Below are 18,343 nucleotides of genomic sequence, written 5' to 3' on the forward strand. Positions count from 1 at the left end.
TATCGCAAAACTACCCCAGAGTATTTTTTTAACTTTGTATGAGCGTACAAAATTTGTGTTTGTCCGTCTATCATACAGCTATGAACCTGTTATTTCGATTTAAAAACCAATTAGTACCAAAATGAAGCTACGCCTATCGACACTATTACTTTTGTTCTGCCTTTCTGTTTCCGGACAACTTCAGTACACAATTACCCGATACAGCACTGAAGACGGACTGCCGCAACAAACCATAACCGGCATCACCCGAGATAGAAACGGATATATGTGGTTTACTACCTGGAATGGAATCTGCCGTTTTGACGGACATTCATTCAAGACCTACAGAGTGATGCCCGGTGATGCGAATGACTTACCAACCAACCGGATTGACGATATAAAGATAGATGCCCGCAACCATCTCTGGCTATTGGATGACCAGAATTTCCTGTACCGCTTTCATCCGGAAAACAACAAGTTCCACCGCTTTACGTCGCAGACAGCTCCTGTCCAAAACATATTTACTCTTTCTGACGGGGACACCTGGTTGTTCCAGTCGGACGGACGCTTACTGAGAATTACTCCGGACGAGCAAGCAATGGCTTGCCGCCAAATCCTGGGCAGTTCGCATGGAGTCCGCAGAGTGATCAGTCTCGTGCAGGACAAAGAGATCATCTGGATTATCTCTGACAAAGGTATTTATAAATACTCCAAGGAAAATAGCAAACTGACCCTAGCCCTATCTACCCGAAAGCATTTCCACAGTTTCAGAAAATACGCAAACAAGTTTATAATCGGTGCCGACAATGGACAACTATATATTTACGACCCCAGGAAAGACGATTATTCAATAATGAAGTTCAATACTTCCGCCACTCTGACAAGAGTCAAAGCCTATGATTCCAAGCATTTGCTTATCACGGCAGAAAATGACGGCTTCTTCCTGACAGACGGTTATCGGGGAGAAGGAGTACACTATACGATCTCAAACCAACTGTTAAGCAATGAAGTGAATGCACTGTATGTGGAAGACAGCCAGAAACACATATGGATAGCCTATAAAAACACGACAATGATTACCCGCATCGACTCACTCGGCACTTACCGCAAGCATTACCAGCTGAAAATGCAGAAGTATGACGATTCTCCACGGCAGATATCACAAGACCATGACGGGCGGTTATGGGTTTTCTCCAAGAACGAAGCACTCAATTATTACGATGAGAAGTCAGATGAATTCCTCTTTTTTTCCATCAGCAGAACCAGCCACAACTCAAATCCACCGAAAATAAAGAAAATATACTTCGACAAGCAGAACAATCTTTGGATAGCCAAGCAGCCGAAAGGACTTATAAAAGTATCTTTCAAAAAAGACCTTTTCAGTCTCTCCGTACCTGACCTGGCAGAGTACTCATCTACCAACGAATTGAGAAGTATCATGGAAGATGCAGACCACAACATCTGGGTTGGAAGCAAAAACGGAGACATACAAGTATATGACAGAAACAAGCTGTTCATCGGCTTTCTGAACTCAACCGGCAGATTATCCCGACAAGCGGAGAATTTCGATGCCGCATACGCCTTGCTGCAAGACAAAAAGGGGAATATATGGATAGGGACACGCAACAAAGGCCTCATCCGATTAATCCCCAATGGCAAACTGAATTACCGGATCAAATACTATAAGAATGATCCTGTGGACAGGTTCAGCCTGAGTTGCAACTCCATATTTTCACTAAAAGAGGATAAACTGGGCAGAATCTGGATCGGCACATTAGGAGGCGGAATCAACTATATAGACCGGGACGGGCGTTTCATACACCCGGGCAATGAACTACCGGATTATCCAGCCCGCTTTTCGAGAATCAAGAACATCTGTATAGACCATCAGGACAACCTCTGGCTGGCCACTACATCGGGAGTATTGCTCTGCAAGTGGAGTAACGGCAAACTGGCATACACTCCCATTGTGCGTAACTGTAACGAAAAGAACAGCCTGAGCTGCGATAATGTATATGACGTGTTCGAAAGCAGCAAACACGAAGTCTTTATCGCGACTTTTGGCGGAGGTCTTGATAAGCTGACGGGATTCGATAAGCAGAACAATGGAATCTTCAAGAACTACTCTTCCCCGCAAATGATTTCCAATGTCCCGCTGACGCTGACGGAAGATCACGAAGGTAATTTATGGATTCCATCGGAAAATGGTTTGTACCGGCTGTTTACAGGCAATGACTCTATCGAAATATACGACAGCAGGTTCCTGCCCGAAGGACTTCTGCTCACCGAAAGCAGAGCCTGCCGCCTTTCAAACAATGAAATACTTTTCGGAACAGACAAGGGATTATTATCAATGAACCCCGAAAAGATGAAGCGGGACTCGCATACATCCAATCTCCTCATTACGGATATCCACATAAACGGAGAGAAAAAGAAATCCTCCTACCAGTCTTCCGGCATCACCCTCAGCCACAAGGAGAACTCATTCAGCATCAATTATGAGACACTGGACATGAAATTCCCCAATAAGATAGAGTACGCCTATCGTCTGAAAGGCTTTGACAACTGGAACTACGTGCAAAACAACCGCATGGCAGTCTATACAAACATTCCTAAAGGAAACTACTGCTTCCAAGTCAAATCAACCAACAGTGACGGAGTATGGAGCAATAAGATAAAGGAAATTTCCATCACTATATTGCCTTCATTCTGGGAATCTATTTATGGCATTATACTGTACATCATTCTATTTTTCCTCATTGTCGCCATTTCAGCATATATCCTGTTCGTTATCTATAAACTCAGAAACCGGGTTGCAATAGAGAAGCATATCTTAGATATAAAAACCAAGTTCTTCACAGATATCATTCATGAGTTACGCACTCCTTTCACACTGATTGTAGCCCCCATAGACCACATGCTCTCACAAAAAGGTTTGAATCCTGTCATTCAGCAAGACCTGGCTCTGGTAAAGCGGAATACCAAACATACACTGAAAATCATTAACCAGGTACTCGATTTGCAAAAGATACAGAATGAGTCCAAACTTACGGTACAAAGAATAGAAATAGCCCCATTCATCGAACATATTATAAATAATTTCCAGTCAATTGCCATTCAACGGGAAAGTGAAATCACCTTTGAATCTAAAGAATCACCTCTTTTTTTATGGGCAGACCCGGATAAATTGGAAAGTATTCTCTTCAACCTGATCACGAATGCTTTTAAATATTCACCCAAAGGGACAGTCATACATCTGTCTGTTCAAGAAACTGACACCAATATCATTCTGCAAATATCCGACCAGGGATATGGCATCAGTCAGGAAAAACAAAAAAGCATCTTCAACCGGTTTGAGAATTATGTAAGTTCCGACATCTTCAAGAAACAAAGTACAGGCATAGGGCTATCTTTAGTAAAGGAATTGGTAGAGTTACACAAAGGCAAAATCACTTTACAAAGCAAAATAAACGAGGGTTCTACCTTCACCATCCACTTTCGTAAAGGGAAAGAGCATTTTGCACCGGAAACGGAGTTCATTCTATCAGATTATGATGAACGGCCTCAACTGTCCCAAAGTGATACTCTTTTTCTGAGAGACGATTACGAAGCAGAAGAGGGGGAAGCTTGTAAGGATTGCGGTAAAAGTTCCATTTTAGTGGTGGATGATAATCAGGAGCTTCTTTTCTTCTTACACACGATTCTTTCCGAAGAGTTTCGTGTAATCACCGCTTCCAATGGGAAAGAGGGATTGGAAAAGGCAATCAAGTACCTGCCGAATATGATTGTCAGCGATGTTGTAATGCCCGAAATGACAGGGATCGAAATGGTCAAGAAGCTACAAGCCAATACTTATACCTGCCACATACCAATTGTTTTACTGAGTAGTAAGGCAGATGTGGAAAATCAAAATGAAGGTTTGGAGTTGGGCGTGGATGATTACATTACCAAGCCCTTCAGTGCGAGTTATCTGATAGCCAAGATATGGAACATCATCAGACAAAGAAAGCGGATTCAGGCACTGTATTATTCGGAACTCATACAAAATAAAGAAGAAAGCAATATCGATTCCAAAGAGGAACTTCGCTCACTTCCGCAAGCCGATAAAGACTTGCTGGACGGGATTGTCTGTTTCATCAACAAACATCTGGATTATCCGGACTTGAGTGTAGATACGCTTGTTGAGGAAGCGGGAATCAGCCGCTCCGCCCTATTCAAAAAGATAAAGACGCTCATAGGCATCTCACCAATGGAACTTATTAAAAACATACGTTTGAAAAAAGCGGCGGAACTGATAGAAGAAGGTTCGGATAACTTTACCCAAGTGGCTTATAAAACAGGATTTAAAGATTCGCAGCATTTCAGTAAATGCTTCAAAATGATTTATGGGGTAACTCCTTCGGAATACAGAAAAAAAACATTTGGTTCAGTTGGTATGACTATAAAGCTATAAGCCTGTTTTTTATAGAAATGCTTTAGGAATATTCTTAAAATAGTAAAGTAAAAGCCAACCAATTCATTGAAGTTAGTTGGCTTTTTTTGTATCTTTAGATATTTCCCAAGGACAGGGATACTGCTACATCATTCTTTCATAAAATCAGGAGTCCAATCTTCTACTTTATGATGCTTATATAAAATATCATCTATTAGTTTAAGCATATGTTTATCTCCTTTCATCAATGTATCATTTTTAAGAATTACCCCATTCAAACTAATACATACAGGTACTTTTTTCCTATCTTCCTTAAATACAATAAGGGAAGTTATACGTAAATCGTAGTTAAGGTCCTTCTTCAAAACCTTTAGTTTATTAACTGCCTCTACATATTCTCTTATTATTTTTCTATCCATTATCACAGAATCTTTAGCGACACAGGTGGCATACACAATATCGGCACAATCCCTGATAGGAGTAGGTGTCCTAATCCATTTGGGCATATACCAAAATTTTATATAATCAATATCGTTAGCATCAATCAAATTCTTAGTAGTGGAACAAGAAGTTCCGACTAAAGAAAAAAGAGCACAAAACATTCCATATAGAAATAATCTATTCAGATATCCAACGTTTTCTGTTATTTTCATATTCTTTCGTTTTAACTTCATTTATTTTATTTGATGTAACTCCTTCGGTAATTACGGATTTCCCACCGTGATTTCTTCGTGTGACTTGTTTTTGATTAATTTCTCCATTAGCACGAGCTGTTTTTTGTTCTGATCCGGTAATCACCCTTCTTTCTTCTTTATCTCCATACGCAGAATCTGCAGTACTTGTATTTTTCTTATACTCATCGGGATATAATTTTTGATTTACAGCATGATCTGCTTCATGGTCAAAGCCTGTAGCGGGAGATGTTACTACATTATTATCTGATTGTAAGCCCAATTCTGGATTCCAATATATTGTGCCTCCTGCTGCATATTCACTATAATAATCTCTATTGGTTGACTCCATTACATTTATTGTCAAATTAGGATTCTCAACTGCTATAACCGTAGAAGCGCCACCTCCATTACCCGCTTTGCTTCCGTTCTGTTTATTATATTGGTATGCCGTAACAACAGCTTTAACAAATGAATTTGAATTACCAGTATTACCACCAGAATATTTATATGATGCCATTTTTCCATCATCATTTTTGTACCATATCAACAAAGTCATGCCATTAGGATCAATATATTTGACAGGATTATTTATGCAATATGTATATGGACTCACTGCATAATATTTCTCCGTCATCGGATCCATCGTCGTAAACCTTCCTATTGCCGCATCATACTGTCTCGCCCCATAGTCATACCAGTTCAGCCCCTTCTTTGTATCCAGTTCCTTGCCATTATATTTATAAGGCTGAACATTCTGAGATGAAGCAAACACACCACCAAATGGATAGTAATGATTCGTCTCCTCCACATTACCATTTTGGTTGATAACTACCCGATTATTCCCTTGATGATCTTTCAGATAATAGTGGTATTTGCTATCGTTCAAAGAAAGATATCCTTCTTCCGTCAGCAACAGCTTCTGAGCACCATTTTCATAGACCACATTGTTGCAATAGTACGTAGTGGTGGTGGTGCTGCCAATCTTATGAATCGTGCGAAGCTTCACTCCATCCGCACTATATAGATAAGAAATAGTACTCCCATCAGAGAACGTGACTGTATCCGGCAAATTTAAAAAATCATACTGAATATCAGTTATATTCTTATTCAAATCTTTCGTTAAATTACCGTTGGCATCATACATATATTCTGTAGTGGCGTTTGCACCATTCTTAAACTCGAAACTGTTATTGTAGGCCATAGTTGTAATCGCATCATTCACTGATTTCAACTGGTTACCGTTCAAAGTGATTTTCAAATTGTCTATCAGACCGTATGCGCTTGCACTTGTCTGGCCGTACCGCTGTAAGGCAAGAATATTACCGTTCTTATTGTAGGCCATCATCCGTAAAACACTTGTGCTTGTCTGCCCGTATGCAAGAGAAGAGGAAACCTCCGGATGGCTCTAGCACTACAAAAATAGAATATCAAAATCCCTACCTCTACCCATATTTCAGAATAAGAGGCAGGGAGACTTCAAGTGAGCGAATTCAAAATCCGAAGGCTCAATCCAGTCGGATATTTTATCACAGGTGACTGGACGGTGATTCTTTTCTATATCTATCAAAATGCCTCATTTCAACTATATTAATTATTCAAACACATTATTCCATAATATAGAATCAGGCTTTGCATGTTTATAAAATATTCTAAAAAACACTTCATAGAATTTAGCTTTCTGTACATCAGATAATTCGTTTACATAATCTTTTAACAATCTCTTTTGCCTTACAAATGAGTTAGTCTCAGTTACAGGGAGTTTATTCAATGTCACAAAAAATGTCTTATCAATATTGGACATTAGTATTTTAACAATATCATCATCAGAATACGATAAGAATTTTATAATAGAGTTGGTTTCTATCACATTCCGGGTATATTGCGTCCAACCTATTTTGGTTTTTACAAGATTCAACAATGAGTCATTATCCTGCATACGATTCCCATTTTTGATTATTCCGAAATATTCCCCCATATAAAGAGTATCATTGGGAATACTTTCTTCATAGCTTACGACGGTCATAATTCTTGGATCTATTAAAAAGGTTGAATCACTATGTGAAAGCCTTGAATACAAATCCTGAAATTGTGCAATAAATATACCATCATAAGTAGTCAAAATGTTGAGATCTTCACCAAATCGGGCTATGAAACTGATATCGCAAGAAGCAGCTATCGGTATGAGAGTTCCTTCTTGGCCATATATAAACCTTATTTTAGTAATATCTTGAGATGTCAGACTATTACTAAATAGTAAAAAGACAAATGTAACTAAAATTAATTTCATGGTTCTGGCGTATAACTATTTCTAAATTCTTTGATTTTTTTCCTTAACTCTTCGGAACTTTTAGTACTAAATTCTTTATTAGATATTACGGAGCGAGTTACAACCCACTGACCATCAGCATGACTCTTTCTTCCAGGATGATTTGCGGGTAATTCGCCATTTGCCTTAGCCGTTTTCAATTCAGCTCCTTTTATGACGGAACGTTCTTCTGTAGTACCATATTTATTATCAATCTTACTATCTACTCCTTTTTTATTATTAACCGCATGCGCAGCTTCATGTTCAAGTCCGGTAGCTGGTGACAGAATATTGCCATCATCCAACTTGAGACCAGCCGTAGGATTGAATCTTATAGCATTTGCATTTGGCAAGTACACATTATCATAACCCGTTTCTACAACTCCAATTCTCATCTTTTTATCAGTTGCAATTGCTTGCATATTTTCACCACCTCCATTCGCTACATTATAATTATATGCAGTTATAACATCTTTAACAAATGAATTTGGGGGAGCTTGGGCTGCATTTATTCCATTAAACATAAAGTATCTCTGTTTTCCGTTCTCATCTCCATACCAAATTACCATATCTGCTCCAGTTGGATCAATATATTTAATCGGATTATTTCCACAATATGTATACGGGCTCATTTCATAATGTTTCTCTGTCAGTGGGTCTACTGCTGTAAACCTTCCCAGTGCCGCATCATACATTCTCGCCCCATAATCATACCAGTTCACCCCCTTCTTTGTATCCAGTTCCTTACCGTTATACTTATAAGCCTGAACATTACCGTCTGCTGAAGCAAACGTGCCGCCGAACGGATAGTAATGGTTTACCTCTTCCTTTTGCCCCACCTGGTTCGCAACTACGCGGTTGTTGCCCTGATGATCCTGCAAGTAGTAATGATACATCTTGTCAGACAAAGTAACATATCCCGCATCAGTCAACAACAACTTCTGCACACCATTCTCATAGACCACATTTCCGCAATAGTCAGTCGTAGTGGTAGTGTTACCTATTTTATGGACAGTACGGAGTTTCGTGCCGTTCAACGCATAAGTATAAGTAATGGTGCTACCGTCCTTAAACGTGACCTTACTTGGCAAATTTAAACAATTATACTGGATATCAGTAATATTCTTATTCAAATCTTTCGTCATATTTCCATTCCTATCATAGGCGTACTCATCGGCCTGCTTCACGGCATCCTTGAATTCAAAGCCAGCATTATAAGCTGAAGCTGTAGCAGCATCGTCCGTGCGGAACAATTGGAAAATCTGTCGTAGCTGAAATACTATTATAGTGATAATTATAAAAAATAGAAGGGCAAAGCATTGGACCTTGTGTATTAGGGTAATTTCCTAATAATTCAGAGAATGGTCCATCCATGACAGAGGGAATAGTGAATAATTCCTATCTTCAAATATTGTACTATTTTGAAGACAGGATTCAAGTATAAAACCTGAATCCTGTAGTTGGCTATTTACACAAAATTGTGGACAGAACTAATTCTAATTTTAATATTCAGAAACAAATAGCTGAATTAGTTCTCAATAAATAAATACCCTGATTCACAAGCTATATTTACTAGGATATTATTTTGATACAGAATATCAATTAGATATTTTTCTTCATCGTATGATAACGAAAGAGATATAAAACCATTATCATCAAAACAATTGGAAACTAAATTATCAACATTTCCTCTAAAAATAGAATCTATGCGAGGCTGAGGAGCTACAATAGCTGTTCTCAATTTAAAAAAGGTCATACTGTCGATATTTAAAACTCCGGAATCCTTTAGAGCTTGCATATAATCATTTGGATAATTCTTCTCTAAAATAACATCGTTGTTTCTCAGTACCATACGATAAGTAGAATCTTGATATTTTACACTTATTGCTTTATATGGCTCATTATTGTTTCCTACAAATTCATTTTGAGATTTCTTGTCAACAGATGTGCATGCAACAAGAAAACATGTGATTCCAGCAATTATAAGGATTCTATTCCAATAGTGCCTTAGGTATTTCTTTCTTTCCATATTTTGTTCTTTTAGGATCTCCTGTTTTCATCCTTATTTTATTTTCTGTGTTAATTGCACGTACCTCAATTAACAAAACTCCATTTTCCGTTTCTTCTTGAGTCATAATTCCCTTGTCGGCATCATACGAATGCCTTAACTCGTGACTTAATCCAACTCTTGGAGTTCTACTCTCTCCATTAGGGTCTGTTTTTTTATAGGGATCATACCCAATAGTAGTACCTTGCGAAACACCTTCATCAGCTTTTGACTTATCAATTCCTGAGAAATTTCCTCTTCTCTTATCTTTTGGCATTGTAATAGAATGTATATTCTCACTCTCCTCTAAATCAGAGATTATTCCTGAAACCTTTGCATCGTCTTTCTTCAGTTGCGATAAGTCAGCTTTCACAATCTCTTGATATTTTGTATCAAATCCAAAGAATTCTTTAATCTGATCAATAAGTCCATTGGCATTAGGCTGAATGATTATACTATCTCCGTTAATATCAATGTTATTTACTGGATTATTTCCTCCATACTGATAAGGTGACATAGTATTATACTTCTCCGTAAATCTATCTATCGTCATAAACCTTCCTAATGCCACATCATACATTCTCGCCCCATAATCATACCAGTTCACCCCCTTCTTTGTATCCAGTTCCTTACCGTTATACTTATAAGCCTGAACATTACCGTCTGCTGAAGCAAACGTGCCGCCGAACGGATAGTAATGGTTTACCTCTTCCTTTTGCCCCACCTGGTTCGCAACTACGCGGTTGTTGCCCTGATGATCCTGCAAGTAGTAATGATACATCTTGTCAGACAAAGTAACATATCCCGCATCAGTCAACAACAACTTCTGCACACCATTCTCATAGACCACATTTCCGCAATACTCAGTCGTAGTGGTAGTGTTACCTATTTTATGGACAGTACGGAGTTTCGTGCCGTTCAACGCATAAGTATAAGTAATGGTGCTACCATCCTTAAACGTGACCTTACTTGGCAAATTTAAACAATTATACTGAATATCAGTAATATTCTTATTTAAATCTTTCGTCATATTTCCATTCTTATCATAGGCGTACTCATCGGCCTGTTTCACGGCATCCTTAAATTCAAAGCCACCATTATAAGCTGAAGCTGTGGCAGCATCGTCCGTACGCGTTAGCTTGTTACCGTCCAGCGTGAAAGTCAGATTGTCGATCAGGCCGTAAGAGGAAGCTCCTGTGCGACCATTACGCCGGAGTGAGGTTATATTACTTTGCTTATTATACGTATATGAAGTACTGTAATTCGTACTGGAAATGCCGTTCCATAAATAATCGGCGGAGGTCAGTCGGGAAAGTCTGTCATAGCGGAAGCGGTATCCGTGCAGTCCCGTGTCGCCCGAAGCTTTCCAACTCATGGCGGAGATATTGCCATTGTAGCAGGGGGTGTTTCCGCTGTAAGACTCGTTGTAATACAGGGTCTGATTGAACAGCGTACCGGTGGTTAATGTCTTGATCCATGAGCGGACATTATAGGTATAGTTCGTTGTAAGGGCAGAGACGCCATGACGTTTGTTGCTCTTCACTCGCCCCAAGTCATCGTACGTATTTTCGATGAGTGTCACCTCACCATTTGTGTTTAACTTGTGTTTTGACTTTGACAGGCGGCCCGCATGGTCGTACTCGTATGTACATACTTCCGTCTGTGTAGCCTTACCCGTGGCTGTATGAACATGCTGGCGCTTCAAAGGATCGCCTATAAAGTTATAGGTAACGTACTCCACTTCAGTTCCTCCCAAATGGTTCGTTGTCCGGCTTTGGATGATACGTCCGCGCTCGTCGTAATAGAAAGCGGCGTAATCATATCCGGTCACTCCGGTAGCGTCCACGCGTGCTGTTACCGTTCCTGTCAGCAATCCTTTGCTGCTTTCCGTGTAGCGGGTGCCGTAGCCCGAAGGGGGGGTGGTGTAGTTCAGAGAGGTGGGTACTCCGTGCTTGCCGATGAAAGAGTAGTCATCGTAGTAGTTCACCGTATACACTACAGGAGTCTTCAACGTAATATTCTCGGGAATATAACCATGAAAGGCAGTGCCTGTATCATCACGCCGTGCTTTTATATTAATCTCCGACAACTGTAAATCTTCGTAAAAATAGGAGTTATTACAAATTCCCGTCACTACCGGACGACTAAATTCATCGGAAAGGGAGAAACTCCATTCTCCGCGGACGCGTTGTTCGCCGTCTTGCGAGAAGACCTGATGGCTTCCACGATCGTAAACGAAATAAATGGCATCACGTTCCGGAAGTTTCTTGTAAATGTAGCGGTGCAGGAAGTCATAGCGGTAGGAATAACTGCTCTGTGCATTAAAAGACCCTTCAGGTGCTCCCGGCTTTGGGGAAGCAACGAAAGGCGGGTAAACATTCACCAAATCATCGCGACTGTCATATTCATAATGAGTGAAATAGGGTTCGGAACCGTCCATACGTCCCGCTAGGATTGTGCGTCCCAGGCCGTCTTTAAATTCATAAGCCTGATTTCCGTCTTCATCCGTAGTGCAAACGCCTAATAAATCCCTGTTGGGAACCCTGTTGGAAAAATAAGCAAACGACTGAGGATTGCGAGTGACATAGCGGTAGCCTACAGGCTGTTCCGCCCATGCCTCGCCCGCTCCATGCTCTGCAACCGGCCTCTTCAGGGGAGAGGCTTCATAGGTGGTCTGTGCGTAGGGGCGCGAATCACCGCTTGCCAACGAACTTGCGCCGCTCTTCAGGGAGGAGATATTCATATAGCTGCCATTTCCCGCCGATTTGGCGGGAAGCCATGTGCGCAGCTTGCGTCCCTGGTCGTCATATTCCTGCAGGGAGACGATATCCTTCCCGTCGGGGGTGATGCTGCGGTCTACGATTTGTGAGGGGCGGCCCAGACCGTCATAGTATACCACCTGCTCACGGCAACCACTGCGGTCGGCCGAGGTGTAAGTACGGGCACTGATGTAGTTCTGAGAGGTGCTTACCTGCGACATGCACAAGAGTTGGCACAATAAAAGTGAAAGTAATAGATATATTCGTTTCATAAGTGTGTACGGATTTTAGTTATTGGTTACGGTAATGATAGTCATATTCCTGCAAGACGCGTTTCTCGCTTTCCTGCATAGTGTTGTTTTCGTAATAGTAATTTCTCTTCAGGCGTCCCAGTCCATCATACTCGTAATACAGGGTCTTCCCCGTAGGGTCGGTGATGGAGGCGACGCCTATCAACGGAAGATGCGTGAAAACAGTGACCTGCGCTTTCGAGAGGGACGTGTGTTTGCGCAAGGCTTTCAGTTTGGCTGCATCGGGGACGGCATTCCGTGCTAGTGCAGAGGATGTCATGCCAAAAACGGAGGACACAGCGGTTTCTACCTGTGCCAGAGTGGCATTCTTGATTTCCGCGATAGGATAACGATCTCCATACCCCCACAGGTAGACTGTATGCAACTTATCATTGGAGATTACTTCACGGGGATTTCCGTTAGGAGAGTAAGCGAGGATTTCGCTGTGGAATCTATTCGTTGCATAGCACTTTTGATAAAGCCGGGCGGGCAGTATTAATGTGTCTCCGCTTTGTGTGGGGAACTCTCCGAATTCACGTTCATAGCCGTTGGAGTTACTTTGTTTTTCTGTCAACACGGGGGCGATAATATGCTTCTCTACCATTTTGCGGACTATATCCGTGGTAGTGCCGGTTTGTGACAACTTAGGATATTCCCAATTGGTCTCTCGTTGCAGCCCCCCTGCATCGCGCTTTTTCTGTTGCATCCGGTTGCCGGAGAGATAGCTGTACTGCTCTGTCTCTTTAACACCGGTTTCCGATTCGTCATAGGTAGTTACATCACGTTGGTATAGGAGTGAGTGCCCAAGCAACTGCCAAGTGGAAGTATAAAAATCACCAAGGACAGCGGTTACAGGGACAAAAGATAAAGTTCCATATAGATTGGAATATTCCCAGCTTACCACCGATGCGCCACTGGGATGCCAAATAAGCGTTTCGCGTCGTTTCAGTTTATACTCCTGTCCGTCGCTCATGTAGTCAGTTTGTTCTTTCAGCAAATTATAGCGATATTTCTCTCCCACATACGAAAGCACATTGTTGAAGTATTGCGGTTTCTCGAAAAAGGCTGTGTCATACTGCATTGCTTCGTAGATGTCATATTGATAAACGGTTTTTCCATTACAATTTTCGGGGGTATATGTAGTTGCTCCATCTTTCAGATAATAGACCGTGACTTCGGGATAGACCACTGCAGGACGGCCATTCAGTAACCGCTGAAAATTAAATGCACTGAAAGTACATTCCCATTCCCACTTATCAGTAATGGGTCCTACTGATGGATTATAGCTCATAAAGGGATTGTAATTAAAAGAACGATACTGTCCGGACGGATCAAGGCCGAGTACCATGTTTAGTACCGACATCGGAATAGGCTCTGATGATTGATAAGTCATATAGGTCTGAATAGTAGGATCTAAGGTCGGTTCGCCTGCGCCTGTATGAAAATAACGTCCTCCTATTCCACCATTTGCGTCATAATCAGTTTGCCCGTAGCAGTAGTGTTTGGAGTCACTTCGTACGCCTTCTGCCGTATAATTGACGATTTCATAAATCCTGAAACCGGTAGCTTGGGTTTTGATACGTCTTTTTTTGTTGTGAATATAGTCACCGTCATAATCTGTAAACGTAAAGAACTCATGGTTCTCAAAGTAAAACTCTGTATAACCACCCGTCGGATAGGTTAGTTTGTTTAGCACACAATGAGCTTCTGCACTGCTCGGTGTTCGTGTATTGGCGTATGAATTGGAAATCCTCACTTTATCCAATGGAGACAGGTCATCTCCATCTTTGGGTACATCTACTACGTAAGTGGAAGAGGCAGCTCTGGATACATCGAAGCCGACAAAAAGATTCAGGCAGGCCACATTGTGAATATCGGAACGATAATTCAGGTTGCCCCAATGGTCTGTTCCCCCAAAACTGGCGCTTGAAGATGTATATCCACATTGATAAGTCTCGGATGTAATGCCATTGCTACCAAGAAGTATAATTTTATCAAGAGTGCTAAAAGGCAAGTTCCCCGATCCGTGATAGTGCAAAATTCCTTGATGTTGCTCCAGATTGATTTTCCGGATAAGCGTGCCGTTATCTCTGATGTTGATGGCTTTGGCATAGTTGTAATGCTCGCTGTCGCTACCGTCTTGATAGTCGATGTTGATGGTTGTGCTGCCATAAGCTATGGAGGTTAAAAGTTTCATTTGATAGGCGTGCTGTTGCGTATAGGTTTGGAAAGTGACGTCAAACCTATCCGGATCTCCATTCACTTCATAAATATGATGGAAACGTACCGCTGGTTCCACCTGATGCCGTCCATAGTTGGAGCTGATACTCTTTCCATAGGCAAGAGTAATAAGTTCTGCGGAATGGGGTAGGCGGATTGAAGTCAGTTGCCAAGATACGTAGGCAGTACCATAAGGGGTAATGGTACTGCCTAGTCCTGCAAAGGTAGTATCTGCGCCATCAAAAGAATATTCAATGCCTTGTTCGTCTACCACTTTAAAGGAATATATCTTACTGGCATCAGCCACGTGGGTTATCTTTACATCGCGTCCGCCGGAAACCACGTATTCGAGCTTACCATCATACTTTATCCGGATGACAAAGTCGAAAGAACTGCCATCTGGCAGGGTAGCGGTAAAGAGGTCGTACTTTAAATTGAGTCTGTTCATGCTTGCTTCCGTAAAGTTACGGTAGGATTTACCAAACTGATCGGTATCCAGTTTGAAACCTGTAGTCTCATCAGGCATACATTCAATGCTTCGGGATATACAACTGCTTACAGATAATGCCCAACCACGGCCGAATACGTCGTAGTTATAACCTGGATGAAATGGTGTAGGATTATACTTCAGACTTAAAGGTAACTGATAGCCGTGATGCTCGATATTGAACAAAGGGATGGAAATATCAGGTACTCCCATGGCTGGGTTCACTGCCACGTCTCCGTACATTTTGAAGGCCGCTGCCTGAGGAGAGGTCGGAACAGAAGGGGCAATGTATGGAAACTCTGATCCTGCATGTGCCGCAAATGGAAAAAGTGCAGCGAAGAAAAATAGTATAAAAATGTATCGTTTCATTTTTCGTTTTTGTTTTATAATGATTAAAAACTAAAGAAATGGTATTAAACAGAGTCTTAATCTGTCTCAAATATTGGTTTGGAACTCTGCAGATTCCGGAGTATAGAATCTGCAGAGTTATAAAAACATGGGAACTTTGTAATATTTACAACGGCATCGCATTACCCCCAATCACCCCGGCTATTGCCGACGCTACCGCGATTACCACCTTCAGGATTATATCCCATACTGATTTCTTGATTGCCATAGTTCACACACCTCCTTTCGTGTTCTTTTTTAAAATGATTTCATGATCTGAGAGAGTCAAAGTTCCTTCTCCACCTTCGAAGCACGGACACAGTTCACCCGGGTGGCACTGCAATGCACCACGAGAAAATAAATACCTCTCATGTATTAAATGAAATAAGTTTAGTTAATTAAAAATGAATAGTTTAGTCAATTAGAATGAATGCAGAGCAACGGAGGCACATCCTGTTTTTTAAATCTGATACCCGGGAAACCCTCTGCGTCTCCGCGTCTCTGTATTCAACTCTTTAGCCCAGCGGATTTTCGTCCAAACCACCGCCACCGCTACCGGAGCCACTGCCGCCTTCGTTGCCACTACCCGAACCGTCCGATTCAGGTTTGTAAAGCACACACTTCACGCCTGTCACCAGCGAGCGGGTGGCTACGGTACGGTCCATATTGCGGGTGGATGCCGGGGTGAAGTGCACCTGTAGTGTGGCTTGTGCCGCAGATACCTCCTCTTTCGTCTTCACTCCCTTGCCTCTCGATTTCATGGCTAGTCGGAAAGTACCGAAGCCATCCAGTGTCACCACTTCGGAGGATTGCAGGTGTTTGGTCAATACGGTGACCAGGTTGTCGATGGAATTCTTTACGTCACCGGTGGAGAGGGAGGAATACTCCGCAATTTCCTGGGCGATCTTCTCTGTGTTGACACCACCCACGTACACGGTACGGGGATGAAATAGTTTGTCACCTTCTTTGTTTTTCATTGTTGACTGAATAGTCTTGTAAAGTACTGGCATAATAAATTAGTTTTTAAATGTAAATGTTTTATCGTTTTGTGTATTAAGCTTAACCACATTGCAAAGATACGACTCTACTTTTAAGTAAACGAACGATTTTCGCAAAAGCGTTCAAGAAATTATTCAATATTCAAAAACACAACCAAATACATAATTCACAATATATATCACAATTCTCTTTCTGTTCACATTCTATCTGTTTTGCTAGAATCCCGGCACAGACTCAACAGATAATGTCCCGGCTGGCGGATCTTCCCGTGGCAACCACGCAACTCGTAGAAGCCTCTCCACACCGGATGTCCGATGACGCCAAAGTTGCTTTTGCAGACAATAGCATACTGCTCGGCAGGCGGAATGGCATAGAGCCGGAGATTACAGAGCAGCCCGTCGAAGTTGCGCTGCATCCCGTCCCGGGGTGGTTGCAGGCGGGAGAGGTCTTCAAGAGTCCACTCTTTCCGCTTGCCACCGCGCCCGGTGGGTTTGGCAGGGTTATCCGCTATTCCTCGTTCCGGAGAAATCTCCTCCTCTCCTTCCTCCGCGGACTTCAAGGCCGCGTCTCCGGCAGTTCCACCAACGGGGGAACTATTGAGGAGGGGGTTTTCTATGCTTTGCTGTGCTATACTATGCTGTGCTATGCTATGTGTACCAAGGTACATAGTTTCGTTGTTTTCAGCGTTAAACGTTGCATTTATAGGGATAATCGCAGCATTTTCACCATCGGGTTCCCCGTCCCCCTTCCGATCCTCTGCCGGCTGCTGCACACCGAGTTCCTCCGGTGAAAGCAGGCAGTAACGCGCATCTATCAGCGAAGCATTGCGGCGCTTGGTTGCAAAAAGGAACTGGCGCTGAATATCGGCTGACGTCAGCAGTCCGTACTTATTGAAAACTTCCGGATCGAAAAGTTTCAGTTCCAGGGCAAGGGCGACGATGCGCCGGATATCTTCGGGCTCCATCTGATAGAGGTTATCCGCCTGGTCGTCATAGAAAAGGTCGTCCGCAAGGACGTAGTAACCTTCTCCGGAGTAGATGCTGCAAAGCACCTGAAGCAGTACGGATACGGCACCGTCCCCCTCGCTTTTCATAATGCGGCGTACGATGCGATCGTGCATAAAATCAATACTTATGGGGAAGTAATCGAGTCCCCGTTTCTTTATTCTAGGCATATTGTTTTAGTTCTTAATTATGCAAATCAGGAGTTGAAATTCATTCATTTCGGAATAGTTACGAGCTACCGGTTACAAGCTACAAGTAGCTGCGCTATATTCCGAAAGGCACTTGTAGCTTGTAGCTCGTAGCCTGTAGCTGATTCATAACCGTTCAGGATGAGCTAAATTCAACCACTGATTCGCATTAATTCTTAATCCTCAATCGTTTCTCTGATTCGCCTCCGCTTCCGCGCAATGCTTTCGTTCACCACCTGCAGGGCATGGAGGATGAGCTTGAGGCGTTGTTCCCTGTCCTCAATGCGGGTGAGCACCAGATAGCATCTCGGACGATTTGTACCTTGCGGATGGATGTTTTTCTTCCGCACCATCCGGTTACATTCCCCGCGGCACTTTTTGCAATAGCAGTCCGGGGTTTGAGTTTTCTTGTTGAAGTAGAAGGCTTCGAAAGGAAGTTTACGGTGACATTTTCCGCAGACGCGGGTGTCTTCTGATAATACCTGATTCATGATTCTGACTTTTAATAATTTATAAAACAATGATTGACTGTTCTTTATCGTATATACATCACATGCATACCTTGATTATGT

10 protein-coding genes and 2 pseudogenes are annotated in these 18,343 nt (G+C 42.1%); 1 reads left to right on the forward strand and 11 read right to left on the reverse strand.

All coding sequences use genetic code 11. From position 1 onward, the window contains the following. The first annotated feature begins 121 nt into the window (after positions 1-121). Positions 122-4,432 (forward strand): hybrid sensor histidine kinase/response regulator transcription factor, encoded by a 4,311-nt coding sequence (locus tag K6V21_RS04610; RefSeq protein ID WP_224320979.1) that lies wholly within the window; start codon positions 122-124, stop codon positions 4,430-4,432. A 128-nt stretch (positions 4,433-4,560) separates the two neighbouring features. On the opposite strand, the gene K6V21_RS04615 is transcribed toward K6V21_RS04610, so the two are convergent. The 11 genes and pseudogenes from K6V21_RS04615 to K6V21_RS04665 all read right to left on the reverse strand — a co-directional run bounded on the left by K6V21_RS04615 (position 4,561) and on the right by K6V21_RS04665 (position 18,262). Next, positions 4,561-5,064, reverse strand: a complete 504-nt coding sequence (locus K6V21_RS04615) for a hypothetical protein (protein WP_224320980.1) — start codon at positions 5,062-5,064, stop codon at positions 4,561-4,563. Further along, a pseudogene (locus K6V21_RS04620) lies at positions 5,030-6,424 on the reverse strand (RHS repeat domain-containing protein); the annotation flags it as partial. The pseudogene K6V21_RS04620 and the gene K6V21_RS04615, both read right to left, overlap by 35 nt. 252 nt (positions 6,425-6,676) lie before the next feature. Beyond that, positions 6,677-7,372, reverse strand: a complete 696-nt coding sequence (locus K6V21_RS04625) for a hypothetical protein (RefSeq protein WP_224320981.1) — start codon at positions 7,370-7,372, stop codon at positions 6,677-6,679. After that, positions 7,369-8,646, reverse strand: a pseudogene (locus tag K6V21_RS04630) (RHS repeat domain-containing protein); the annotation flags it as partial. The pseudogene K6V21_RS04630 and the gene K6V21_RS04625, both read right to left, overlap by 4 nt. 272 nt (positions 8,647-8,918) lie before the next feature. Then, on the reverse strand, positions 8,919-9,419 hold the full coding sequence (locus tag K6V21_RS04635) for a hypothetical protein (protein ID WP_224320982.1): 501 nt from the start codon (positions 9,417-9,419) through the stop codon (positions 8,919-8,921). Beyond that, entirely contained in the window at positions 9,382-12,468 is a 3,087-nt protein-coding gene (locus K6V21_RS04640; protein ID WP_224320983.1) for a DUF6443 domain-containing protein, read from the reverse strand. The genes K6V21_RS04635 and K6V21_RS04640 overlap by 38 nt, the downstream gene beginning before the upstream one ends. Positions 12,469-12,487: 19 nt before the next feature. After that, a complete protein-coding gene (locus tag K6V21_RS04645) occupies positions 12,488-15,562 on the reverse strand; it encodes a hypothetical protein (protein WP_224320984.1) in 3,075 nt (1,024 codons plus the stop codon). Positions 15,563-15,707: 145 nt separating this feature from the next. Then, the gene (locus K6V21_RS04650) at positions 15,708-15,803 is read right to left on the reverse strand and encodes a smalltalk protein (protein WP_224322000.1); all 96 of its coding nucleotides are present in this window, start codon (positions 15,801-15,803) and stop codon (positions 15,708-15,710) included. A 292-nt stretch (positions 15,804-16,095) separates the two neighbouring features. Beyond that, on the reverse strand, positions 16,096-16,590 hold the full coding sequence (locus K6V21_RS04655) for an HU family DNA-binding protein (protein ID WP_224320985.1): 495 nt from the start codon (positions 16,588-16,590) through the stop codon (positions 16,096-16,098). 185 nt (positions 16,591-16,775) lie between these two features. After that, on the reverse strand, positions 16,776-17,753 hold the full coding sequence (locus K6V21_RS04660; RefSeq protein ID WP_224320986.1) for a DUF4373 domain-containing protein: 978 nt from the start codon (positions 17,751-17,753) through the stop codon (positions 16,776-16,778). Between the two features lie 194 nt (positions 17,754-17,947). After that, positions 17,948-18,262 carry a hypothetical protein gene (locus K6V21_RS04665; RefSeq protein WP_224320987.1) on the reverse strand — a complete coding sequence of 105 codons (315 nt, stop codon included), beginning with the start codon at positions 18,260-18,262 and terminating at the stop codon, positions 17,948-17,950. Positions 18,263-18,343: the final 81 nt, after the last annotated feature.

It is taken from the genome of Bacteroides cellulosilyticus, from assembly GCF_020091405.1.
Classification (GTDB): Bacteria; Bacteroidota; Bacteroidia; order Bacteroidales; family Bacteroidaceae; genus Bacteroides.